19 protein-coding genes are annotated in these 22,520 nt (G+C 75.5%); 11 read left to right on the plus strand and 8 right to left on the minus strand.

From position 1 onward, the window contains the following. The first annotated feature begins 236 nt into the window (after positions 1 to 236). From H7X46_RS13040 to pgk, 5 genes are all read left to right on the plus strand, one after another. On the plus strand, positions 237 to 968 hold the full coding sequence (locus H7X46_RS13040) for a DUF4232 domain-containing protein (protein ID WP_186359664.1): 732 nt from the start codon (positions 237 to 239) through the stop codon (positions 966 to 968). A 63-nt stretch (positions 969 to 1,031) separates the two neighbouring features. Beyond that, positions 1,032 to 2,813 carry an ABC-ATPase domain-containing protein gene (locus H7X46_RS13045; protein WP_186359665.1) on the plus strand — a complete coding sequence of 594 codons (1,782 nt, stop codon included), beginning with the start codon at positions 1,032 to 1,034 and terminating at the stop codon, positions 2,811 to 2,813. A 91-nt stretch (positions 2,814 to 2,904) separates the two neighbouring features. Beyond that, complete coding sequence (locus H7X46_RS13050) at positions 2,905 to 3,093, plus strand: hypothetical protein (RefSeq protein ID WP_186359666.1); 189 nt, start codon at positions 2,905 to 2,907, stop codon at positions 3,091 to 3,093. Between the two features lie 172 nt (positions 3,094 to 3,265). Continuing rightward, a complete protein-coding gene (gene gap, locus H7X46_RS13055; RefSeq protein ID WP_186359667.1) occupies positions 3,266 to 4,279 on the plus strand; it encodes a type I glyceraldehyde-3-phosphate dehydrogenase in 1,014 nt (337 codons plus the stop codon). A gap of 10 nt (positions 4,280 to 4,289) precedes the next feature. Beyond that, entirely contained in the window at positions 4,290 to 5,471 is a 1,182-nt protein-coding gene (pgk, locus tag H7X46_RS13060) for a phosphoglycerate kinase (protein ID WP_186359668.1), read from the plus strand. Between the two features lie 27 nt (positions 5,472 to 5,498). Here the strand turns inward: pgk and H7X46_RS13065 are convergent, their stop codons facing one another. The 3 genes from H7X46_RS13065 to H7X46_RS13075 all read right to left on the minus strand — a co-directional run bounded on the left by H7X46_RS13065 (position 5,499) and on the right by H7X46_RS13075 (position 9,004). Then, the gene (locus H7X46_RS13065) at positions 5,499 to 6,362 is read right to left on the minus strand and encodes a 3-methyladenine DNA glycosylase (RefSeq protein ID WP_186362635.1); all 864 of its coding nucleotides are present in this window, start codon (positions 6,360 to 6,362) and stop codon (positions 5,499 to 5,501) included. A gap of 264 nt (positions 6,363 to 6,626) precedes the next feature. Then, complete coding sequence (locus H7X46_RS13070; protein WP_186359669.1) at positions 6,627 to 7,682, minus strand: hemolysin family protein; 1,056 nt, start codon at positions 7,680 to 7,682, stop codon at positions 6,627 to 6,629. After that, positions 7,679 to 9,004 (minus strand): hemolysin family protein, encoded by a 1,326-nt coding sequence (locus tag H7X46_RS13075; protein ID WP_370588742.1) that lies wholly within the window; start codon positions 9,002 to 9,004, stop codon positions 7,679 to 7,681. Before H7X46_RS13075 ends, H7X46_RS13070 begins: the two co-directional genes overlap by 4 nt. A gap of 306 nt (positions 9,005 to 9,310) precedes the next feature. Here H7X46_RS13075 and coaA point away from each other — a divergent pair, with 306 nt between their 5' ends. Both coaA and H7X46_RS13085 read left to right on the plus strand, forming a co-directional pair. After that, positions 9,311 to 10,240 (plus strand): type I pantothenate kinase, encoded by a 930-nt coding sequence (gene coaA / locus H7X46_RS13080; protein WP_222131932.1) that lies wholly within the window; start codon positions 9,311 to 9,313, stop codon positions 10,238 to 10,240. Positions 10,241 to 10,288: 48 nt separating this feature from the next. Beyond that, complete coding sequence (locus H7X46_RS13085; protein WP_186359671.1) at positions 10,289 to 10,771, plus strand: MarR family winged helix-turn-helix transcriptional regulator; 483 nt, start codon at positions 10,289 to 10,291, stop codon at positions 10,769 to 10,771. A gap of 233 nt (positions 10,772 to 11,004) precedes the next feature. Here H7X46_RS13085 and H7X46_RS13090 read toward each other — a convergent pair whose 3' ends face one another. Then, positions 11,005 to 11,835 (minus strand): DUF427 domain-containing protein, encoded by an 831-nt coding sequence (locus tag H7X46_RS13090; RefSeq protein ID WP_186359672.1) that lies wholly within the window; start codon positions 11,833 to 11,835, stop codon positions 11,005 to 11,007. 126 nt (positions 11,836 to 11,961) lie between these two features. Here H7X46_RS13090 and H7X46_RS13095 point away from each other — a divergent pair, with 126 nt between their 5' ends. Together H7X46_RS13095 and H7X46_RS13100 are read left to right on the plus strand one after the other, a co-directional pair. After that, positions 11,962 to 12,480 (plus strand): MarR family winged helix-turn-helix transcriptional regulator, encoded by a 519-nt coding sequence (locus H7X46_RS13095; protein ID WP_186359673.1) that lies wholly within the window; start codon positions 11,962 to 11,964, stop codon positions 12,478 to 12,480. A 107-nt stretch (positions 12,481 to 12,587) separates the two neighbouring features. Beyond that, positions 12,588 to 14,675 carry a serine/threonine-protein kinase gene (locus H7X46_RS13100; protein WP_186359674.1) on the plus strand — a complete coding sequence of 696 codons (2,088 nt, stop codon included), beginning with the start codon at positions 12,588 to 12,590 and terminating at the stop codon, positions 14,673 to 14,675. 14 nt (positions 14,676 to 14,689) lie between these two features. Here the strand turns inward: H7X46_RS13100 and H7X46_RS13105 are convergent, their stop codons facing one another. The 4 genes from H7X46_RS13105 to H7X46_RS13120 form a co-directional block, all read right to left on the minus strand. Further along, the gene (locus H7X46_RS13105; RefSeq protein ID WP_186359675.1) at positions 14,690 to 15,427 is read right to left on the minus strand and encodes a sulfite exporter TauE/SafE family protein; all 738 of its coding nucleotides are present in this window, start codon (positions 15,425 to 15,427) and stop codon (positions 14,690 to 14,692) included. 154 nt (positions 15,428 to 15,581) lie between these two features. Then, positions 15,582 to 17,033, minus strand: coding sequence for an MFS transporter (locus H7X46_RS13110; RefSeq protein WP_186359676.1), 1,452 nt, complete (start codon positions 17,031 to 17,033; stop codon positions 15,582 to 15,584). Continuing rightward, positions 17,030 to 17,662 (minus strand): NAD(P)H-dependent oxidoreductase, encoded by a 633-nt coding sequence (locus H7X46_RS13115; RefSeq protein WP_186359677.1) that lies wholly within the window; start codon positions 17,660 to 17,662, stop codon positions 17,030 to 17,032. Before H7X46_RS13115 ends, H7X46_RS13110 begins: the two co-directional genes overlap by 4 nt. 101 nt (positions 17,663 to 17,763) lie before the next feature. After that, complete coding sequence (locus H7X46_RS13120; protein WP_370588743.1) at positions 17,764 to 19,257, minus strand: PucR family transcriptional regulator; 1,494 nt, start codon at positions 19,255 to 19,257, stop codon at positions 17,764 to 17,766. Positions 19,258 to 19,379: 122 nt separating this feature from the next. Between H7X46_RS13120 and H7X46_RS13125 the strand changes: the two genes are divergently transcribed. Together H7X46_RS13125 and pxpA are read left to right on the plus strand one after the other, a co-directional pair. Then, positions 19,380 to 21,749, plus strand: a complete 2,370-nt coding sequence (locus tag H7X46_RS13125) for a xanthine dehydrogenase family protein molybdopterin-binding subunit (protein WP_186359678.1) — start codon at positions 19,380 to 19,382, stop codon at positions 21,747 to 21,749. A 21-nt stretch (positions 21,750 to 21,770) separates the two neighbouring features. Then, on the plus strand, positions 21,771 to 22,499 hold the full coding sequence (gene pxpA, locus H7X46_RS13130) for a 5-oxoprolinase subunit PxpA (protein ID WP_255426130.1): 729 nt from the start codon (positions 21,771 to 21,773) through the stop codon (positions 22,497 to 22,499). The last annotated feature ends 21 nt before the right edge of the window (positions 22,500 to 22,520 follow it).

Here is a 22,520-nt window from a genome sequence, read left to right on the forward strand (position 1 = left end):
TCAAGAGCGCCCCACCCCGCTCGCCCCACCCCGCTCGCCCCACCCCGCTCGCCCCACCCCCGGGGTCACACTCATGGAGCTTTGGTCCTGTGCCACGGGACCAAAGCTCCATGAGTGGCATCGGGGGGCGCGGGGCAGAGGGGCGAGGGACGCGGGACGGGGGCGGGGCCGCGCAACCGGAGTGCGCGCCGTAACGTCCGGACGGGGGAACGCACCATGATGATCGGGGGACGGACATGGGTGGCGGACGTCGCGGTGCCCGCTGGGCGGCTGCCGTGGTGGCCTGCGGTGCGCTGCTGAGCGGCTGCGGTGGGGGCGACGGCTGGCCGACCGCGCCGGGGGCGCCGAGCAGCGTTCCCACGCCACCGCCACCGCCACCGCCGGTGTCCGCGCCCGCGGCGGTGACCGGGGCGCCGCCGGACGGCGCGGGCGACGCGCCGGCCCCGGCACCGGCGCCCGCCCCGGCCCCGGCCCCGGGCGGTCCCGGCGCCCCGGACGGTGGCGCGCCCAGGCCTCCGGGGCCCGGCGACGGTGACCCGGGCGCCGCGCGCTGTGCGACGTCCGCGCTGCGGGCCGGCGTCCGGAACGATCCCGGTGGCGGCGCCGCCGGCTCCCGGTACGTCACCGTCGTGCTGACGAACACCGGCGACCGCCCGTGCGTCGTGCACGGATTCCCGGGTGTGTCCTATCTGGGCGGTGACGGCAAGCGGGTCGGGCCCGCGGCGGCGAGGTCCGGCGACCCCGGCAAGCCGGTCCGGCTCGCCCCGCGGGGCGCGGCCGGCGCGACGCTGCGGATGGTGAACGTGGCGAACTACGACCCGAAGGTGTGCCGGCCGAAACCGGTGACCCGGCTGCGCGTGGTCCCGCCGGGGCAGACGAAGGCGCTGACCGTCCCGTTCGAGGGCCGGGGATGCGCCGGCAACCCGCCGGGTGACCAGCTGACCGTCGAGGCGTTGCGGGCCCGCTGAGGCGGTTCGCCGCCCGGCGGCGTCGGGTATCTACCGTGGAACCGACCCCGTCGAGAGGACCGCATGACCCGCTCGCACCGTCCCCGTCCCGGCTCCCGCTCGGGCGGCCCGCCCCGCGGCGGCGGACCGCGCCGGCACGACGCACCGCCCCCGTCCGGCATCCGGGGTGACGGCGACGAGCTCGGCTCCCGGCTGCACGGCCTGGACGGCGCGAGCTACGGCGCCTACAAGGGTCTCGCCGGGCACTGGGCGATGGACGGGTTCGAGCTGGAGATCCGCAAGGTCCAGTCGGACCCGTTCGCGCCGCCGTCGCGGCTGCGGGTGACGGTCCCGGCGGACACCGCGGGGCTGCCCGCCGAGCTGTACCGGACGCCGGTCCGGGCCCGCGCGCTCGGCGGGTTCCTGCTCCGCGCGCTGCGGGACGCGCTGCGCGGCGGCCCGGTGCACGTCGACGCGGGCGGCCAGGAGGTCCTGGACCGCAGCGCGATCCGCATCGCCCGCGACGGCGACGCGGCCGGCACCGTGACCGTCGAGCTCGGCGCGCCGCTGCCCGGGCACGGCCGGCGCATCGCCGGGCACGCCGCTGCCCGGACGCTGGCCTCCGAGCTCCCCGACGCCGTGCACGCGGCGCTGACCTGGAAGCACGTCGACCAGGACGCCGCCACGGCGTTCGTCGAGACCGTCGAGGACTCCGCCGCCCTGCGCGAGGCGCTGCCCGGGCGCGGGCTCGTCGCGTTCGTCGCCGACGGAGCCGTGCTCCCGCGGGCGTCCGGTGTGGACGACCGCGTGCTGCGCGGCGGGGTGCCGTTCTCCTCGCCGCCGTCGCTGCGGGTGACGCTGCCGGTGCCGAACCGCGGCGAGGTGAGCGGGATGGGGGTGCCCGAGGGCGTCACGCTGATCGTCGGCGGCGGCTACCACGGCAAGTCCACGCTGCTGCGCGCCCTGGAGACCGGCGTCTACGACCACGTGCCCGGCGACGGCCGCGAGCTCGTCGTCGCCCGGCCCGGTGCGGTGTCGGTCCGGGCCGAGGACGAGCGCGCCGTGCAGCGGGTGGACGTCCGCGCGTTCGTGTCCGGGCTGCCGTCGGGAAAGCCGACCGAGGACTTCTCGACCGAGTCGGCGTCCGGCTCGACCTCGCAGGCGGCCTCGACGATCGAGGCGCTCGAGTCGGGCGCGGACGTGCTGCTCATCGACGAGGACACCTCGGCGACCAACGTCATGATCCGCGACGCCCGGATGCGCGAGCTGATCGAGGCCGAGCCGCTGGTGCCGTTCGTGGACCGGGTCCGGCCGCTGCACCGCGGGCACGGCGTGTCGACGGTGCTGGTGATGGGCGGGTCCGGTGACTACCTGGACCGCGCCGACACGGTGATCCTGCTGCAGGACTACCGGGTCTCCGACGTCACCGCGCGGGCCCGCGAGATCGCCGGCGTCGCCCCGGAGGACGGCGACGCGGAGTTCCCCGCGTTCGGCCGCCGGGTGTTCGACCCGGACAGCGTCGACCCGGAGGTGCGCGGGCGCCGCAAGGTCACCGCCCGCGGGCGCGGCCGGCTGACCTTCGGCGGTGACGACGTCGACCTGTCCGCGGTGTCCCAGCTGGCCGACCCGTCGCAGACCACCGGGGTCGGGCTCGCGCTGGCCCACCTGGCGCTGGACGGTGTCACCCTCGCCGAGGCGCTCGACCGGCTCGACGCCGACGTCGCCCGCGGGGGTGCGGCCGCGATCGCGCACGGCTCGCTCGCCGACTTCGCCGTGCCGCGCCGGCACGAGGTCGCGGCGGCGCTGAACCGGCTGCGTTCCGCCCGGGTGACCGGGCACCGGCGGCCGGACCCCCCGGCCGGGTGACGGCGGGAACCGGCGCGGGCCGCCCCGCCGACCCTCTCGCAGGTGGTGCGGGCGACCGCCCGTGCCGCGGACCGAGGACGGGAGTATCCGCATGCGTCACATCGCCACCTTCTGCGGCAGCTGCAACTGCGGCTGCCCGGAGCTGTACGTCGACGAGGCCGCCGCGCCGGAGCGACGCGTCGTGATCACCGACGACTTCGGGCAGCGGGTGCAGATGAGCGTCGACCAGTTCTCCGAGCTGGTCGCACTGGCCCGCGACGGCGCGCTCGCGGTCGGCTGACGGTCCGGGGTCCTTCCCCCCGGTGACCCCCCAGGTCGGGGACGAGGGACCCGGTGGCACCGCCCTAGCGTCACGGCGACCCGTCCCGGCAGCGGAGGAGACCGGTGCCGGGGCGTGGCCCACCGGGACCCGACGACATGGACCCCGACCAGACGGAGCCGAGGAGGCACGCATGACGGTGCGCGTGGGAGTGAACGGGTTCGGCCGGATCGGCCGGAACTTCTGGCGTGCGGTCGACGCCCGCCGCCGCGCGGGCGACACCGAGATCGAGATCGTGGCGGTGAACGACATCACCGACAACGCGACGCTCGCCCACCTGCTGAAGTACGACTCGATCCTGGGCCGGCTGCCCTACGAGGTCACCACCTCGGGCGACGAGATCGTCGTCGACGGCACCGGGTTCAAGGCACTGGCGGTGCGCGACCCGGGCGAGCTGCCCTGGAAGGACCTCGGCGTCGACGTCGTCGTCGAGTCCACCGGCCTGTTCACCAAGCGCGACGCCGCCGCCAAGCACCTCGACGCCGGTGCGAAAAAGGTGGTCATCTCCGCGCCGGGCACCGGCGAGGACCTCACCGTGGTGAAGGGCGTCAACGACGGCGAGTACGACGGCTCGCAGGACATCGTCTCCAACGCCTCGTGCACCACCAACTGCATCGCCCCGCTGGCCAAGGTGCTCGACGACCTGCTGGGCATCGAACGCGGCCTGATGACGACGATCCACGCCTACACCCAGGACCAGAACCTGCAGGACGGCCCGCACAAGGACCTGCGCCGCGCCCGTGCCGCCGCCCTGAACATCGTCCCGACCTCCACCGGCGCCGCGAAGGCGATCGGGCTGGTGCTGCCGCACCTGCAGGGCAAGCTCGACGGCTACGCCCTGCGGGTGCCGATCCCCACCGGCTCGGCCACCGACCTCACCGTCGACGTCCGGAAGGAGGCCACGGTCGAGGAGATCAACGAGGCGTACCGGGCGGCGGCCGAGGGGCCGCTGGCGGGCATCCTGTCCTACGCCGACGCCCCGATCGTGTCGTCCGACATCGTCACCGACCCGGCGTCGTGCGTCTTCGACGCCGGCATGACCAGGGTGATCGGCCGCCAGGTCAAGGTGCTCGGCTGGTACGACAACGAGTGGGGCTACTCGTGCCGGCTCGCCGACGTCACCGACCTCGTCGCCTCGACGCTGTAGGACGGGCCCGATGCGCACACTCGACCAGCTCGTGGACGAGGGCCTCGCCGGCCGCACCGTGCTCGTCCGCTCCGACCTGAACGTTCCCCTCGACGGGGACCGGATCACCGACGACGGCCGCATCCGCGCCTCGGTGCCCACGATCGCCACGCTCACCGCCGCCGGCGCCCGGGTGATCGTGACCGCGCACCTGGGGCGGCCGGACGGCAAGCCGTCGCCGGAGTTCTCGCTCGAGCCCGTCGCGGCGCGGCTGGGCGAGCTGCTGGGCAGGCCGGTCCGGCTGGAGCAGCTCGGCGACGGGATCTCCGGGCACACCGACGGCGAGGTCGTCCTGCTGGACAACATCCGGTTCGACCCGCGCGAGACGGCCAAGGACGACGCGGAGCGGGCCGGGCTCGCGCGCGAGCTCGCCGCTCTGACCGGCGAGAACGGGGCGGTCGTCTCGGACGGGTTCGGCGTCGTCCACCGCAAGCAGGCCTCGGTCTACGACGTGGCCCACGACCTCCCCGCGTACGCCGGCCGGCTCGTCGCGGACGAGGTGGCGGTCCTGCGCCGGCTCACCGAGGACCCGGACCGGCCCTTCGTCGTCGTGCTCGGCGGGTCGAAGGTCTCGGACAAGCTCGGCGTCATCGAGGCCCTGCTGCCGAAGGTCGACTCGCTGCTCGTCGGCGGCGGCATGTGCTTCACGTTCCTGGCGGCCCAGGGCCACGACGTGGGCGCGTCCCTGCTGGAGACCGACCAGATCGCCACCTGCCGGACGCTGCTGGAGTCGGGGAAGATCGTCCTGCCGAGCGACGTCGTCGTCGCCGACGAGTTCGCCGCCCACGCCGCGATCCGGGTGGTGAGCGCCGACGCCGTCCCGGACGGCTGGATGGGCCTGGACATCGGGCCCGCCTCGGTGCGCGCGTTCGCGACCGTGATCTCGGGCGCCGCGTCGGTCTTCTGGAACGGCCCGATGGGGGTGTTCGAGATGGTGCCGTTCGCGGAGGGCACCCGCGGTGTCGCGCAGGCGATCGTCGGCTCGGACGCGTTCTCGGTCGTGGGCGGCGGCGACTCGGCGGCCGCGGTGCGGCTGCTCGGCCTGCCCGAGGACGGGTTCTCGCACATCTCGACCGGCGGCGGCGCGTCCCTGGAGTACCTGGAGGGAAAGCAGCTCCCGGGCCTGGCGGTGCTCGACGGCAGCAGGAGCTGAGGTACACCGACGCCGGGGCGGCCCGCGTCAGCCGGTGAGCTGCTCCGCCAGCGCGATCAGGCGGTCGCGCAGCGGAGCGGCGCGCTCGGCGAACCCGGCCTGGGCGCGGGCGTAGTCGGCCCGGCCCTGCGGGGTCTCGATCCGCACCGGGGTGAAGCCGTACCCGGCGAGGTCGTACGGGCCGGCCCGCATGTCCAGCTCGCGCACGTCCGCGGCGAGCGCGAAGCAGTCCGCGACCAGCTCCGACGGCGCCGCCGGGGCGAGCTTGTAGGCCCACTTGTAGAGGTCCATCGTCGCGTGCAGGCAGCCCGGCTGCTCCAGCTCGGCCTGCGTCTCCCGGGTCGGGGTCAGGGCGTTGCGGGGCGCCGCGGCCTCGGTGAAGAACCGGTAGGCGTCGTAGTGCGAGCAGCTGATCCGCAGGGACTCGACGACCGCGTCGGTGCCCGCGCCGCCCAGCCGCAGCCCGACCGTGCCGCCGTGCCGCGGCCGGTCGGTGCGGTACACCATCGCCCACTCGTGCAGGCCGAAACACCCCAGCTGCGGGGCCCGGGACCGGGTCGCGGTGAGCAGCCGGTGGGCGAACGCGGCCGTGGTCCGCAGCCGCTGCGGGGCGACGGCCGGGTCGAACACGACACCGGACCCGGCACCGTCGCCGGTGCGCCGGTAGCCGGGCCGGTCCAGGAACGCCGCGGCCCCGTCCCCGGTGAGCACGACGCCGGGGCCCGGGTCCCAGCGCTCCAGCTGCGCGGGCCGGTGCGAGTAGTAGGTGAACAGGAAGTCCCAGACCGGGTGCGGCTCGCCGCGGCGGCGCCGGTCGCGGTGCGGCGCGGTCCAGGCGGCGACCCGGTCCCGGTGCGCGGCGGCCCGCGCGCGCCAGGTCGCGGCGGCCAGGACGGTGGGGACGGCGGCCGGCGCACGGCTGTCGACCGGCGCGGGGCCGGAGCGGTCGGCGTCGGTGGTCACGGCGCCGACGGTACGACCGCGGCCCGGCCGACGCGGACCCGGCACCGGCCGCCGCCGGCTGCACATTTCGCGGAACGCTCACCGAACCCGGCAACGCTCACCCGATCGCGTGAGCAGATCCGGGTTGCGTGAGCGTCCGGGGGACGTGTGCACCGCGCGACGTGCGCACCGCGCGGGGGCGCGACGTGCGGCTCAGGTCGGGGTGCCCGGCGCGTGCGTCGCGTCCCGCACGGTCCCGACGAACGCCTCCGTCACGTCCTCCATCGTCACCACCCCGACCGTGTCGCCGCGGCCGTCGACCGCCCGCGCCAGGTGCGCACGCGCCCCGCGCAGCGTCGCGAGGGCCTCGTCGAGCCGGGCGCTCACCGGCACCGCGGGCAGGCTGCGGATCCGCTGCGGCGGGATCGCGGCCGAGCCGGCGTCCGCGAGGTCGAGGACGTCCTTGACGTGCAGGTACCCGGTGATCCGGCCGTGCGGTCCGCGGATCGGGAACCGGGAGAACCCGGTCCGCTCGACGGCGTCGGTGAGGGCGTCCACGGTCGGGTCCGCGGGCAGGCAGACGAGGTCGTCCAGGCCGACCGCGACGTCGGCCACGGTCGACTCCGCCGAGGTCAGGGTGCGGGCGATCCGGGAGGATTCGTCGTCGTCGAGCAGGCCCTCGCGCCACGAGTCGTCGATCATCTCGGACAGCTCGCCGGAGGTGAACGCCGTCTCCAGCTCGTCCTTCGGCGTCACACCGAGCAGCCGCAGCGTCCCGTTCGCCATGTGGTTGAACCCGTCGACGAACGGCTTGGCGACCGTGGCCCACACCAGGAACGGCGGCACCAGCAGGATCGCGGCGCGTTCCGGCCCGGCGATCGCGATGTTCTTCGGCACCATCTCGCCGAGGAGCATGTGCGCGACCACCACGATCATCAGCGAGAGCGCGAACGCGATCGGGTAGGCCACCGCCTCCGGCACGCCGGCCGCGGCCAGCGGCGCGTCGATCAGGTGGGCCACCGCGGGCTCGCCGAGCCGGCCGAGCAGCAGCGAGGCGATCGTGATCCCGAGCTGCGACGCGGCGAGCATCCGGGACAGGTCGCGCGCGGCCGTCAGCACCCGGTGCGCGCCGGCCGATCCGGCGTCGGCCATCGCCTCCAGGCGGTCCTTGCGCGCCGAGATGAGCGCGAACTCGGCGCCGACGAAGAACGCGTTCACGCCGAGCAGCGCGACCGCGGCGAGCAGCGCCAGCACGTCCCCCGTGGTCATGCCCGCACCCCCTGGTCGGCACCGCGGGCGAGCCGGATCTCGGCCACCCGGTTGCGGTCGCGGCGCAGCACGGTCAGCCGCCAGCCGTCCACGACCAGCTCGTCGCCGACGTCCGGGATCCGCCCCAGCTCGGCGATCACCAGCCCGGCCAGCGTCTCGTACTCGCCGCGCGGCATCCGGAACCCGGTGGCCTCGTCGACCTCGTCGGCCCGCATCAGCCCGGACAGCGCCCACACGCCGTCCCCGATCCGGCGGACCCGGTTCCGCTCGGCGAGGTCGTGCTCGTCGCGGACGTCGCCGACTATTTCCTCGATCAGGTCCTCCATGGTGACCAGGCCCGCGGTGCCGCCGTACTCGTCGACGACGACGGCGGTCTGCAGCCCGGCCGACCGCAGCCGGGTCATGAGCGCGTCCCCGTCCAGCGACGACGGGACCGTCTCCATCGGCCGCGTCAGCTCCCGCACCGGCGTCGACGCCCGCCGCGCCGCCGGCACGCCGAACGCCTGCTTGACGTGCACGAGGCCGAGCGGGGTGTCCGGGTCGCCGTCGACGACCGGGAAGCGGGAGAACCCGGACCGGCGGGCCAGCGCGACCAGGTCGGCCACCGTCTCGGCGGCGTCGATCGTCGCCACCCGCACCCGCGGCGTCATCAGGTCCTCGGCGACCCGGTCGGTGAACCGCAGCGACCGCTCCAGCAGCTCGGCGGTGCCGGCGTCGATGCTGCCGCTCTCGGCGCTGGCCCGGACCAGCGAGCTGAGCTCGCCGGGGGAGCGGGCCGAGCGGAGCTCCTCGGCCGGTTCGACGCCCAGACGGCGCACCAGGGCGTTCGCGGCCCCGTTCAGCCCGGTGATCAGCCAGCGGAACGCCGAGGCGAACCCGGCCTGCAGCCACACCACGGCCCGCGCGACCTCGAACGGGTGCGCGATGGCGAGGTTCTTCGGCACCAGCTCGCCGAACACCATCGACAGCGCGGTCGCGACGACCAGGGACAGCGCGGTGGCCGTGCCGGACGCCCAGCCGCCGGGCAGCCCGGCCGCGTCCAGCAGCGGGCGGATGAGCTCGGCGATCGCCGGTTCGGCGATGTAGCCGGTCGCCAGCGTGGTCGCGGTGATGCCGAGCTGGCAGCCGGACAGCTGGAACGACAGCGTCCCGTGGGCGCGCTGGACGGACCGGGTGCGGCGGTCGTCGTTCCGGGCGACGGCGGCGTCGATCCGGCTGCGCTCCAGCGCCGTCAGGGAGAACTCGGAGGCCACCGAGATCGCCGTGCCGAGGGTCAGCGCCGCCACCGCGATCAGGCCGAGCAGCGAGAGCAGGACGGTCACCGTGGAGCACTCCCGGATCGGTGCGGTACGGGTCGAAACGGTGCGGTGACGATACGGCCCCGGTCCCGGCCCGCGCGCGTCGGAGCTGCGAGTGACATCACGAACTGCGAGCCCGGTCCGGGGGCTAGGTTGGACTGCCATGACGACGGCGACGACGCCCCCGGGCCGCGAGCCCCTGTCCGCCCGGCGGGCCCCGGTCACCGGGAACGGACCCGTGCCGGCCCTCGGGGGCGCGCCGGCCCCGGGGGCCTCGTGACGACGGCGGCCTCGACCCCGCCCTACGGCGGCGGCCGCAAGCTGTCGAGCCTGGCCAGGGGCACCGCGTCCCCGTTCGTGGACTTCGACCGGGTGTCGTGGGCGCAGCTGGCGTCGTCGACCCGGGTGCCGCTCTCGGCCGAGGAGCTGGAGCAGCTGCGCAGCTTCGGCGACTTCGTCGACCTCGACGAGGTGCGCGAGGTGTACCTGCCGCTGTCCCGGCTGCTGAACCTGCACGTCGAGGAGGGTGCGCGGCTCTACCGCGCCTACCGCCGGTTCCTCGGCGCGGCCAACGCCCGGACCCCGTTCGTGATCGGGATTGCCGGGTCGGTGTCGGTGGGCAAGTCGACGACGGCCCGGCTGCTGCGGCTGCTGCTGGCCCGCTCGCCGGAACACCCGAACGTCCAGCTCGTCACCACCGACGGGTTCCTGTACCCGAACGCCGAGCTGCAGCGGCGCGGGCTGATGGAGCGCAAGGGGTTCCCCGAGTCCTACGACCGCCGCAAGCTGCTGCGGTTCGTCTCGGAGATCAAGGGCGGCCGGCCCGAGGTGACGGCGCCGGTGTACTCGCACCTGGTCTACGACATCGTCCCGGACGAGCAGCTGGTGGTCCGCCGGCCGGACATCCTGATCATCGAGGGGCTGAACGTGCTGCAGCCCGCGGTGGCGGGCGCGCTGACGGTGTCGGACTTCATCGACTTCTCGGTCTACGTCGACGCCGCCACCGCGGACGTCCGGCGCTGGTACGTCGAGCGGTTCCTGCGGCTGCGGGAGACCGCGTTCCGGGACCCGCAGTCGTACTTCCGGCGGTTCGCCGAGCTGGACCACGACGCCGCCGTCGCCCGCGCGGAGTCGATCTGGGCGTCGATCAACGCGCCGAACCTGGAGCAGAACATCCTGCCGACCCGGTCGCGGGCCAGCCTCGTGCTGACCAAGGGGGCCGACCACGACGTGACCCGGGTGCGGCTGCGCAAGCTCTAGCAGCGCGCCGCCCGCACCACCGGTGGGAGGCTTTGGCACGATGGACGGATGGGTGGCAACTCCGGTGGCAACGAGGGCGGCACGGCGGTGACCAGCAGGTTCGAGACGCCCGACGACGAGGTGGCCGCCCGCCTGCGGCTCGCCGTCGGCCGGCTCAACCGGCGGATCCGGATCGACGGCAGCGAGTCGCTGCCGCCCCTGCAGCTGTCCACCCTGGTCACCGTCGAGCAGCACGGGCCGCTGCGGCTCTCCGAGCTCGCCCGCCGCGAGGGGGTCACCGCGCCGACGATGTCGCGGGTGCTGTCCGCGCTGGACGACCAGGGGATGGTGCTGCGTGCCCCCGACCCCGGCGACGCCCGCGGTGTCCTCGTGTCCATCTCCGACGACGGCCGGGGCAAGCTGCGCGACATCCGCAGCCAGCGCACCGCGCTCATCTCCCGGCGACTCGACCGGCTCGACGCCGAGCAGCGCGCCGCGCTGGAGGCGGCACTGCCCGCGCTGGAGGCGTTGATCGTCCCCGAGGAGGACTGAGCGCACCGGTTCCCGGCACCCGGGCGGACGGTCGCGGAGGCACACCCGGGTACGTGACGGACCGTCCGGCCCTGTCGATCTGCGCGGTCGCGCCCTGTGGAGGGCGGGTTCGTGCTGCTCGACGGGCGGAAACGTGCCGCCGGAGCCGTCGTCGTGGTGCCGCCGGGCAGGCCGGGTGCCGGGGGTGCGGTCGTGCGGCCGGGGTCCGTGCCCGAGCCGGGCCGGGCCGGGCGTCAGGCCGGCTCGCCGTCCACCGTCACGACGATCTCCGAGCCGTCGTCGCGGCGCCCGTCGGCCGCGCTGAGGAGCCCAGCGATCCGCGACGCCTCCGGCAGCGGGTCCGGGTAGTGCCAGAACGCGTCGGCGAGGGTGGTCGCGGGCGCGACCGTGGCGTGCTCGTAGGCGGCCCGGCCCTTGTACGGGCAGTGGGTGCGGGTGTCGCTCGGTGCCAGGTCCGCCGTGACGTCGGCGCGGGGCAGGTACCAGCGGTTCTTCAGACCGGTCTCGGACAGCACCCACGGCGCGCGGGAGTCGGCCAGGACGGTGCGCCGCCCGTCCGGCGCGACGTGCGTGACGACCACGTGCCGCCGGGTCGGCCGGACGTCGACCCGGGTGTAGGGGTCGGTGAGGTGGGCGAAGACCTGCTCGTCCTCGTCGTACCAGGCGTCGGCGGCGTCCCAGTACAGGGCGGCGAGCCCGCGCAGCCAGGCCGCGGCGGCGACCGGCTCCGGGTAGGTCCAGACGGCGTCGTCGCGGCGGCGCCCACCGACCCGCAGCGACCGGTACGTGGCGTCCCCCTTGAACGGGCAGTGCGTGGTGTGCTCGCTCGGGACCAGCGCGCTCGCGTCGAGGTCGTCCTCGGGCACGTAGAGCACGGGCAGCAGGTTCGACTCGTGCAGCAGGTAGCCGCGCCGGGTGTCGAGCACGGTCCGCCCGGCGAACTCGGCCCGGACCCGCCGCGGGAACGGGTGCAGGAGCAGCTTGTGCGGCGGGCCGTCGATCGCGTAGTTCACCGTCGCCGGCGCGTACGGCGACAGCGGCCCGTCGCTGCGTGTCAGTCCCACCGGAGCCCCTCCACGTCGGTCCTTCCGCATCAGTCCCGTCCCACCGAACCAGAGGAGCCGGGCGCGGGGCCAGCGGCCGGGACCACGGACCGGGTTGCGGGACGCAACGTGTGTAGCATGCGAATCATGACCGAACGTCCGATTAGCCCGGTTGGTGCGGGTGTGCCCGGCGGTGTCGCCACCGCGGACGGCGACGACGGGCGGCCGGGCGGGTCGCTGGAGTCCCTGGAGAAGCAGATCACGCTGCTGGTGCGCCGCACGATGGAACCCGTGTGGGCGCACGGCTACGGCGCCGACGAGGCCGTCGACCGCTACACCTACCCGATCCTGACCCTGCTCGGCGACGAGGGCGCCCTGTCGCTGACCGCACTCACCGGCAAGCTGGGGATCAGCAAGCCCACCGCCAGCCGCCAGGTGTCCCGGCTCTCCCGGGCCGGGCTGGTCGAGGTGTCCCCGCAGGAGCGCGACCCGCGCTCGGTCAGCGTGCGGCTCACCCCGTCCGGCGCGGCGGCGCGCGAGCGGGTCCGCGCCGCCCGGCTGGCCCCGCTGCGCGAGGTCATGGCGCACTGGACCGAGCCGGACCGCGAGGCGCTCGCCGGGCTGCTCGACCGGTTCAACACCGACCTGGACCTGTTCCGGCGCTGAGACCCCACCCGCTGGCGCACGGCCACCCGCCGGGGTGATGCCATAGTGGGGGAGTCCGGGTGGTCCGCCCGGTGACACCGGAGCGGTGACGGGGGGTCGGTGCGCGCGTGGATGCGCTGGTGGCGCTCGTCGCCGGGGTGCTGAACGGGATCCGGGAGCTCGGCATCCCGGACGTCTGCCCCGGTGACTGGGCCTGGTCGGTCACCGCGCTCGGCGTGCTGACCGGCCTGCTGCCGACGGCCGGTGCCGCCTTCGTCGCGCTGCTGCGCCGCCGGATCGGGTCCGGATCGTCGTCCGGGTACGGGGCCGCCGAGTCGGTGCTGATCGGCGGGATCGGGGTGCTCGCCGCCGGCCTGCTGCCGTTCGCCGTCTTCCTCGGCGCGGGCGGGACGTTCGCGCAGGCCACCCAGGGTGTCCCGGCGGTGCCCGGGCTCGGTGCCGCGGCCACCGACTCGATCCGGGTGACGACCTGCGACCTCGTCGGCACCCAGAGCAGCTACCTGGGCCGGGGCAGCGTCGCCGGGTCGATCGGCGGCGGCGACGTCGTCACCTCGGTGACCGCGGTCGTGCTGCTCGGGGTGGTGCCGCTGCTGGCCGTCGTCCTGGTCGCGGTCCAGGCCCGCACGGCGCTGCGCCGGGGTCCGCGCTGGCCGGCCAAGTTCTTCTGGCTGCCGCTGTTCTCGCTGATCGTGCTCACCGCCGCGGTGCCGGCCGGGACCGCCGAGCACCTGTGGGTGGGGATCCTCGGGGGCAGCCTGGTCGGAGTCCTGATCGTGCCGATGGTCCCGCCGCCGTCGCGGGCCCGGATCGAGCAGGTCCGGGCCGGGCGGGACGCCCCCGCCCACGGCTCCCGGGCGCTCCCGGCCGGACCGCCCGTGCCCACCGGATCGTCCCGGCGCGGGACCGGCGCCGCCGCCCCGGTCAGCGCCACCCCGAGCGTCGCGGAGCGGCTGGCCGAGCGGTTCACCCGGCGCGAGCCGCGGCCGTCGGAGACCTCCGGCGGCACCGGGCAGGGGGCCGCCCCCTACGCGGGCTTCCACTCCCCACCCGGGCCGGCCTCGGCGCCGGCGCGCCCGCCGGCGCGCCCGCCGTCGGGCCGGCACGGTGGGCCGCCCCCCGGTGCGTACCCGCCGGGCGCCCGCCCCCCGACGGGCCCGACCGCGTACGCGCCGCCGCGGCCCCCGACCGGTGCGACGGCCCACGCGCCGCCGGCGACCGGCCCGGCCGCGCACCCGGCGGCCGGACCGATGCGCCCGCACGGGCCGCCGTCCGGCGGCCATCCGCCGCCCGGGCCGCCCCGGAAGCCGACGCTGGTCGCGCCGGTGCCGGGCGGTCCGCCGCGCGCACCGCGGTTCCGGCTGATGAAGCGGCTGGGCGCCGGCGGGTTCGGCGGGGTGTGGCTGGCGCACGACGCGAAGCTCGGCCACACCGTCGCCGTCAAGTCCGCGCACGCCGCCGACCCGGAGACCGAGGAGCGGATCCGCCGGGAGGCGGCCGCGCTCGGCTCGATGCGGCACCCGTGCTGCGTGGAGATCTACGACCTGCTGCACGCGTCGTCCGACCCGGGTCTGCAGGGGATGGACGGCCTGGTCATCGTCATGCAGTACGTCGACGGTATGTCGCTGGGCCAGCTGGTCGGCGAGCGGGGCACGGTGGACGACATCTCCGCGGCCCGGATCTGGACCGGGATCGCCGGGGCGCTGGACACCGCGCACCGGTCCGGGGTGCTGCACCGTGACATCAAGCCGGGCAACATCGTCGTCGACCCGCAGGGGCACCCGCATCTCATCGACTTCGGGATCGCCCGCAAGCAGGGTGACTCGACGCTGACCCAGACCGGGTACGTGCTCGGCACCCCGGACTACCTCGCCCCGGAGACGGCGGCGGGCAAGCCGGCATCGCCCGCCTCGGACGGGTGGCAGCTGGCGGCCGCGGTGTCGTTCGCGCTCAGCGGGCACCCGCCGCGCGGCGAGTCGAGCGACGCCGTCGCCGGGCTCCGCGCAGCCGCGGCCGGGGCGAAGCTGACCCACCTGCCGGCCCGGACCGCGCACCTGTCGCTGCTGAAGCAGGCGATGCGCACCGAACCGAACCGGCGCCCGGACCTGGGCACCGTGCAGTCGAAGCTGGACGGCTGGCTGCACCGGCAGGGCTACCGCGCCGACGGGCCGGTCACAGCGGTCTTCGAACGGCAGTGACGCGCCCGGCCGTCCTACAGCCACGCGTCGACGAACAGGTGCACCGCCAGGCCGAGCCCGGCGAGCGCGATGCCGACGCGCAGCGCCCGGGCGGGTACGCGGCGGGCGACGGCCGGGCCGAGCCGCCCGCCCAGCAGCAGGCCCAGCGCGAGCGCCGGGACCGCCACCCACGCGACGTCGCCGAGGAACGCGAAGCCGACCGCGGCGACCGCGTTCGCCGCCCAGAGCAGGACGTTCTTCAGCGCGTTGGCCCGCAGCAGCGTCGTCCCGGGCAGCGACGCGAGCAGCGCCAGCATGAGCACCCCGGCGGCGGCCCCGAAGTAGCCGCCGTAGACGGCGATCCCGAACACGCCGAGCGGCACACCGCGGCCCGGCGGCCGGTCCGTGCCGGGCCGCGGTGGCACGAGCAGCAACGCGGACGCGGCCGCGACGAGGAACGGCACGATCCGCTCGAACCCGCCCTCCGGCGTCAGCAGCAGCAGGCCGGCCCCGGCGGCGCCGCCGAGCAGCGCCGGCCCGACCCAGCGCCGCACCTGGTGACCGGCGCCGCGCAGCTCGGGCCGCGACCCGGACACTGACCCGGCGCCCTGGAACAGCAGGCAGACCGTGTTGGTGACGTTCGCGGTGGTCGCGGGCAGCCCCACGGCGAGCAGCGCCGGGTACGAGAACAGCGACGCCAGACCGGCGACCGCACCGACCAGCCCGGCGCCGACCCCGGCCGCGAACAGCAGGACGAGCTCGGCGGCGGTCACCGGGCGGGACGGGGGAGTGACGGATCGGTGTGGATGCACACGAGTTTACCGAGCCCCGCACACCGGTCCGCGGTCTGCCAGCGGGGTGATCACGGATCGGGAGGCGATCCGGCCACCGGTGGCCGCATCCGCTCCCGATCCGTGATCACCGTCCTCAGGCGGCCGCCGGCCGCAGCGCGGGCCGCAGCACCACGACGGTCCCGGCCGCGGCCGCGACCAGCAGGATCCCCACCCCGAGCCGCCAGCCGGAGCCCCCGCCGCCGGTGAGCGTCCACCCCAGCGCGGCCAGTGCGGGACCGACGGCGCTGCCGACGGTCCGCGCGGTCATCGCGATCCCGCCGGTGGCGCCCTCGGTGCCCGGCGGTGCGGCGGCCAGCACGGCCGCGTTGACCGCCGGGTTGAACAGCCCGGCCGCGAGCCCGGCGAGCGCCATCCCGCCGGCGAGGCCGGTCCAGCCGGTGCCCGGCCCGAGCGGGAGCAGGGCCGCGAGCGCGAGCGTGGTGGACACCCCACCGGCCACGGTGATCCGCAGCGGCCCGTACCGGTCGGTGAGCCAGCCGGCGACCGGAGAGGCCGCCGCGACCGCGCCGACGAACACCAGCAGCGCCGAACCGCTGGCCGCCGCCGTGCCGGTGCCGATGCTCGTTCCGCTGGCGCTCGTCTCGGTGCCGATGCTCGTTCCGCTGGCGCTCGTCTCGGTGCCGATGCTCGTTCCGCTGGCGCTCCTCTCGGTGAGGACGTCGGCGACGAACCACGGCACGAGGAACGACACCAGCCCGGCCGTCATCGACACCGCGAACAGCGCGCCGAGCGTCGCCCGGATCGCGGGCCGCCGGACCATCGCCCGGACGGCTCCCGCCGCGGGCAGCCGCACCCACCCGGCGAACAGGGCGACCGCGGCCGCGGCCGCGACCGGGGCCCGCCAGGCCGGGCCGGTTCCCTGGTCGAGTGCCACCAGCAGCGCGGTCAGCGCGCCGCCGAGCAGGACCGCCTCGGCGAGCAGCGACCGACCCGGCGCGGGCACCCCGCGGACCCGGCGCCGGTCCAGCAGGACCGCGCCGGCGGCGACGGCGGCCAGCACCGCGGGCAGCTTGACCAGGAACACCGCCCGCCAGCCGAACGCGTCGGCGACCAGCCCCCCGGCCGGCGCACCGGCCATCGTCCCGACCGTCATCACCATGATGATCAGGCTGATGGCCCGGCCGCGCCGCTCCGCCGGGACCGCGGCCGTCACGATCGGCATGTAGACGGCCACGACCAGGGACGCGGCGACGCCCTGCAGCACCCGGCCCGCGATCAGCACCGGGAACGCCGGCGCGAGCACGGTCAGCGCCGTGCCGAGCACGATCCCGAGCTGGGCCAGCAGGAACACCGGGCGCGGGTCGGCCCGGTCACCCCAGCGCCCGGCCGGGATGCCGAGCGCCGCCATCGGCACGGTGTAGGCCAGCAGCACCCACGCCGTCGCACCCGGCCCGACGGCGAGGTCGGCCCCGATGCCGGGCAGGGCGACCGCGGCCACGGTGATCTCGGAGGTCACGGCGAGCATGGCCAGCCCGAGCGCGCCGACGGCGCCCCAGCGGGTGCGGGTTCCGGCCGGCGCGCTCATGCGACGTACCCGTGCGCGGCCCGGGCCTCCCGCAGCGCGCGGCCCCACCACACCAGCTGGCCGGCGAGCGTGTGCGCGGCCTCGGCGGCGGCGCCGTCGTCGGTGGGCCGGCCGTCCTCACCGAACGCCGACCAGAACTCGTGCAGGCTCACCGCGTCCCGGACCGGCACGGCGTGCAGCTCGACGAACACCGGCCGCAGGTGCTCGACGGCCCGGATGCCGCCGGAGAGCCCGCCGTAGCTGACGAACCCGACCGGCTTGGCCGCCCACTCGGCGTGGAAGGAGTCGATCGCGGTCTTCAGCGGCCCCGGGTACGAGTGGTTGTACTCCGGGGTGACGACGACGAACGCGTCGGCCGCGGCGAGCCGCCGGCCCAGCGCGCGGTCGCTGTGCTCGAGGCCGGGGGACAGCTCGGCGTCCCGCAGGTCGACGACGTCGACGGTGACGTCGTCGCGCCCGGCGAGCTCCCCGGCGAACCAGCGGGCGGCGGTCGGCCCGAACCGCCGGGGCCGGACGCTGCCGATGACGACCGCGACCCGGACCGGGCCGGCCCGGCCGCGGTCCGCACCGGGGGTGCCGGCCGGGACGGATGGGCCGGACGCAGGGCCGGTGGTGGAGGTGGTGCTCACGTCGGACGCTCCTTCGCCTCGGCGGGCGGCCGTTCCGCCCGCTCGCCGGGGACGCTAGGATCTGGAGCTGACTTCAGGTCAACACCTGGAGGGCCGGTCGTTCAGCCGGGCCGGGAGTGCAGCGCGAACCAGAGCTCGGCACGCGCGCCGGGGGAGTCCAGGTCGCGCCCGAGCAGGGCACCGGCCTTCTCGATCCGCGCCCGCAGCGTGTGCCGGTGCACCCCGAGCCGGGCCGCGGCCGGGTCCCACTGGCCGTGGTGGGCGAGCCACTCCCGCAGCGACCCGACGAGGTCGCCGCGGCGCTCGGCGTCGTGCCGGACCAGCGGCGCGAGCACCGACTCGGCGAACGCGGCGGCGTCCTCGGCGGGCACCAGCGCGGCCAGGCCGCTGCCCGCCAGGTCGGCGAACCGCAGCACCGCCCGGTCGCGGCGCTCGGCGGTGTCGAGCGCCCGGCTCGCCTCCCGCAGCGCCCCGCCGAGACCGGTCACCGGAGCGGGGTCGGAGATCCCGGCGCGCACGTCGCGGAGCCGGGCGACCAGCGCGAGGACCGGGTCGACGGCCTCGGCCCCGACCACGGCCACGACCCGGCCGTCGAGCTCGGCGTGGAAACCGGCCGAGGCCCGGTCGAGCGCGTCGGCGACGACGTCCGGCCGGGTCGCCGGTGACCGCCCGCCGAGCGCGACGACCACGAGGTCGCCGCCGGGCAGCGGGCCCCAGGTGTCGGCGAGGACCTGCTCGGCGCCGCATCCGGGGAGCGTGGTCAGCGCCCGCAGGACGGCCGTCCGCAGCCGCTGCTCGGCGCGCCCGGCGGCGGCGCTGCGCGCGTGCGAGAGGGTCAGCACCGACACCGCCGACCCGATGACCTGCCGGTCGACCGGGCTGAACTGGCGGTCCCGGCCGACGGCGAGCACCGCGGGGCCGACCAGCCGGACCGGTTGCAGCACGACCTGCCCGTCCCCGGCCGCGACGGTGACGCTGGACGGCCCGGCGTGCTCGCGGACCCGGGTGATCTCCCCGGCCAGCCCCGCAGCCCGGCGGGACGCCTGGCGGGGTGCGGCGTGCCGGACCCGGTCGTCGGCGTCGGAGAGCAGCACCCACGCCTCGAGCCGCTCGGCCAGCCGGTCGAGCACGCGACCGGTGGCGGCGTCGCGGTCGCCGCCGAGCGCGGCCGCGGTGAGCGCCCGCTGGGCCTCGTCGGTCCGGACGACCTCGGCGTAGCGCTCGCTGGCCCGCGCCTCGGCCACCGCCTTGGTGAGGGCCAGGAACGGGGTCCGTTCCGGCACCTCGACCAGCGGCAGGCCGTGGCGGGTGCAGGCCTCGGCGACCGCAGGGAGGTGCCGGTCGTGGCCGAGCCCCGTGCCGAACCCGAGCCCGGCGAGGCCGTGCCGGGCGAGCCGGGCGACGTAGCCGTCCGGGTCGGGTGCGGGACCGAGGCCGGTGGTGAGCAGCAGCTCGCCGCCGTCCAGGTACGGCGACGGGTCCCCGAGCTCGCTGGAATGCACCCAGGAGATACGACGATCCAGATCCGCGGAGGGACACGCCACCCGCAGGCCGAGACTGCGGTCCCTGCAGAGATCGCGCAGCGTGAACGCCACCGGTCCTCCTGCCAGATCGTCGTGTTGTGATGATCGACCTCGACGATTCGTACACTACCGCTCCCCGGTGTTCTGGATCACGCTGTCCGGCACGGATCGCCGTCGTCGTCGAAGGGAAGAGCGTGACCGCCACCACGCCGAGGTATGTCGGGACGAGCCTGCCCCGCAAGGAGGACCCGGCTCTCCTGACCGGCCGGGCCACCTGGACCGACGACATCGTCCCGTCCGGGACCCTGCACCTGGCGTTCGTGCGCAGCCCGGTGCCGCACGCGCGGATCGTGAGCATCGACACGACCGCGGCCCGGCAGCATCCCGGGGTGCGCGCCGTCTACACCGCCGAGGACGTCGACCAGGAGTTCCTCGCCGGGATCCCGTGCGGCTGGCCGGTCACCGAGGACATCAAGGTCCCCGACCACCGGCCGCTGGCCCGCGGCGAGGTGAACCACGTCGGCGACGGTGTCGCCGTCGTCCTGGCCAGCAGTTCGGCCGCCGCGCGGGACGCCGCCGACCTGGTCGACGTCGAGTACGACGAGCTCCCCGCCGTGGTCGACATGGCCGACGCGCTCGCCGAGGACGCGCCGCTGGTGCACGCCGAGCTGGGCACCAACCACTGCTACACCTGGCCGCTGGCCACCGGCGACGTGGACGCCGCGTTCGCCGAGGCCGACGTCGTGGTGAAGGGCCGCTACCTGCAGCAGCGGCTGGTCCCCTCGCCGATGGAGCCGCGGGCGGTGGTCTGCGTGCCGGACCCGGTGGGCGGCGGGTTCACGATCTACACCGCCACCCAGGTGCCGCACTTCGTGCGCGACATCCTGGCCGCGTGCACCGGGATCCCGGACACGAAGATCCGGGTGGTGGCCCCGGACGTCGGCGGCGGGTTCGGCGCCAAGCTCAACGTCTACGCCGAGGAGTTCCTGGCTCTGGTGCTGGCCCGGAAGCTGAACGCCCCGGTGAAGTGGACCGAGACCCGCTCCGAGCACCACCAGGCCACCACGCACGGCCGCGGCCAGATCCAGGACGTCTCGGTGGCCGCCACGAAGGACGGCAAGATCCTCGGGATGCGGGTGGAGCTGCTCGCCGACATGGGCGCCTACCTGCAGCTGCTCACCCCCGGCATCGCGGTGTTCGGCGCGTTCACCTTCTGCGGGCTCTACGACTTCGGCAGCTACTCGTTCACGGCCAAGGGCGTGTTCACCAACCTCACCCCGACCGACGCCTACCGCGGCGCCGGGCGCTCCGAGGCCGCCTACGGCCACGAGCGGATCATGGACGACCTGGCCCGCGCGCTGGGCATGGACGCGGCCGAGGTGCGGCTGCGCAACCTGCACCCGAAGTTCGACGAGCCGCGGACGGTCCCCTCGGGGGTCCAGTACGACTCCGGCGACTACGAGACCTGCATGCGCAAGGCGATGGAGCTCGTCGGCTACGACGAGCTGCGCGCCGAGCAGAAGCGGCGCCGCGAGTCCGGCGAGGCCGTGCAGATCGGGATCGGTTTCGGCAACTTCACCGAGTCCGGCGGGCTGTCCCCGTCCAAGGTGGCCGCCGGCGTGCGGCTGCAGTCCGGCGGGTGGGAGCAGGCGACCGTCCGGATGACGACCAGCGGCAAGGTCGAGGTCGTCACCGGCACCTCGCCGCACGGCCAGGGCCACGAGACGGCCTGGTCGCAGATCGTCGCGGACCGGCTCGGCGTGCACCCCGACGACGTCGAGGTGCTGCACGGCGACACCCTGATCGCGCCGTTCGGCCGGGACACCTACGGCTCGCGCAGCCTCGCCGTCGGCGGTACCGCGGTGCACCTGGCCGCGGGCAAGGTGCTGGACAAGGCCACCCGGATCGCCGCGCACCTGCTGGAGGCCGACGAGTCCGACCTCGAGTTCGACGGCGGGCGGTTCCAGGTCGCCGGCACGTCCGGGCCGTCGGTGACGATCCAGGAGGTCGCCGGGGCCGCGTCGCTGGCGGCGAACCTGCCCGACGGGATGGAACCGAACCTCACCGCGGACTCGGCGTTCGACCCGCCGAACTTCACCTGGCCGTTCGGCACCCACGTCTGCGTGACCGAGGTGGACACCGAGACCGGCTTCACCCGGATCCGCCGCTACGTGGCCGTCGACGACTGCGGGGTCGTGGTGAACCCGACGATCGTCGAGGGGCAGCTGCACGGCGGCATCGCGCAGGGCATCGGGCAGGCGCTCTACGAGCACGCCACGTTCGACGACGCCGGCAACCCGACCGCCGGCAACCTGGCGTCCTACACGGTGCCCTCGGCGACCGACCTGCCGAGCTTCGAGCTGGAGCAGACGGTGACGCCGTCGCCGACGAACCCGATGGGGGTCAAGGGGATCGGCGAGTCCGGCGCCATCGGCTCGTCCCCGGCGGTGGTGAACGCGGTGATCGATGCCGTGGCGCACCTCGGCGTGACCCACGTGGACATGCCGGCGACGCCGCAGGCCGTCTGGCGGGCGATCACGGCCGCATCGGGGAAGACTGCCTGACGTACCCGCAGCAGAGGAGGCATGGACATGGTGGCCATCAACTGCGACATGGGTGAGTCGTTCGCGATCTATCACTGCGGCGACGACGAGGGGCTGATGCCGTTCGTGACCGTCGCCAACGTGGCGTGCGGGTTCCACGCGTCGGACCCCCGGGTGATGTCCCGGACGGTGAAGCTCGCCAAGCGGCACGGCGTGCAGGTCGGGGCGCACCCGTCGCTGCCGGACCGGGAGGGCTTCGGTCGGCGCGAGATGAAGCTGGACCGCGAGGAGCTCACCGCGGCCGTCGTCTACCAGATCGGGGCGCTGACCGGGTTCCTGCGCGCCGAGGGCATGGAGCTCAACCACGTCAAGGCGCACGGCGCGCTCTACGGCATGGCCTCGCGCGACGAGGAGGTCGCCGCGGCGGTCGCCGACGCCGCGGACGTGTTCGGCGTGCCGCTGATGGGCATGGCCGGCACCGTGCACGAGAAGGTGTGGGGGGACCGGCCCGCCGGGTTCCTCTCGGAGTACTACGCCGACCTGGACTACCGCGACGACGGCTCACTGATCATCACCCGCGAGCACCACGCGTTCGACCCGGAGACCGCGGCCGCCGGCGCGCTGCGCGCGGTCACCGAGGGCGTGGCGACCTCGGAGAACGGCAAGGAGATCCCGGTGCGCGCGGACTGCGTCTGCGTGCACTCCGACACCCCGAACGCGGTCGAGCTGGCGCAGGCCGTCCACACCGCACTGAAACCCCACCTGAACTGAAGCCCCACCCGAACCGAGGAG

This window comes from Pseudonocardia sp. C8, from assembly GCF_014267175.1.
Classification (GTDB): domain Bacteria; phylum Actinomycetota; class Actinomycetes; order Mycobacteriales; family Pseudonocardiaceae; genus Pseudonocardia.

What these genes read in the sequence shown, in the direction of transcription:
- H7X46_RS13095 (WP_186359673.1), top strand. Translation starts at nt 11,962, where the DNA reads ATGACCGAACGTCCGATTAGCCCGGTTGGTGCGGGTGTGCCCGGCGGT.
- pxpA (WP_255426130.1), top strand. Translation starts at nt 21,771, where the DNA reads ATGGACATGGTGGCCATCAACTGCGACATGGGTGAGTCGTTCGCGATC.
- H7X46_RS13045 (WP_186359665.1), top strand. Translation starts at nt 1,032, where the DNA reads ATGACCCGCTCGCACCGTCCCCGTCCCGGCTCCCGCTCGGGCGGCCCG.
- H7X46_RS13070 (WP_186359669.1), bottom strand. Translation starts at nt 7,682, where the DNA reads ATGACCACGGGGGACGTGCTGGCGCTGCTCGCCGCGGTCGCGCTGCTC.
- pgk (WP_186359668.1), top strand. Translation starts at nt 4,290, where the DNA reads ATGCGCACACTCGACCAGCTCGTGGACGAGGGCCTCGCCGGCCGCACC.
- H7X46_RS13040 (WP_186359664.1), top strand. Translation starts at nt 237, where the DNA reads ATGGGTGGCGGACGTCGCGGTGCCCGCTGGGCGGCTGCCGTGGTGGCC.
- gap (WP_186359667.1), top strand. Translation starts at nt 3,266, where the DNA reads ATGACGGTGCGCGTGGGAGTGAACGGGTTCGGCCGGATCGGCCGGAAC.
- H7X46_RS13085 (WP_186359671.1), top strand. Translation starts at nt 10,289, where the DNA reads ATGGGTGGCAACTCCGGTGGCAACGAGGGCGGCACGGCGGTGACCAGC.
- H7X46_RS13050 (WP_186359666.1), top strand. Translation starts at nt 2,905, where the DNA reads ATGCGTCACATCGCCACCTTCTGCGGCAGCTGCAACTGCGGCTGCCCG.
- H7X46_RS13110 (WP_186359676.1), bottom strand. Translation starts at nt 17,033, where the DNA reads ATGAGCGCGCCGGCCGGAACCCGCACCCGCTGGGGCGCCGTCGGCGCG.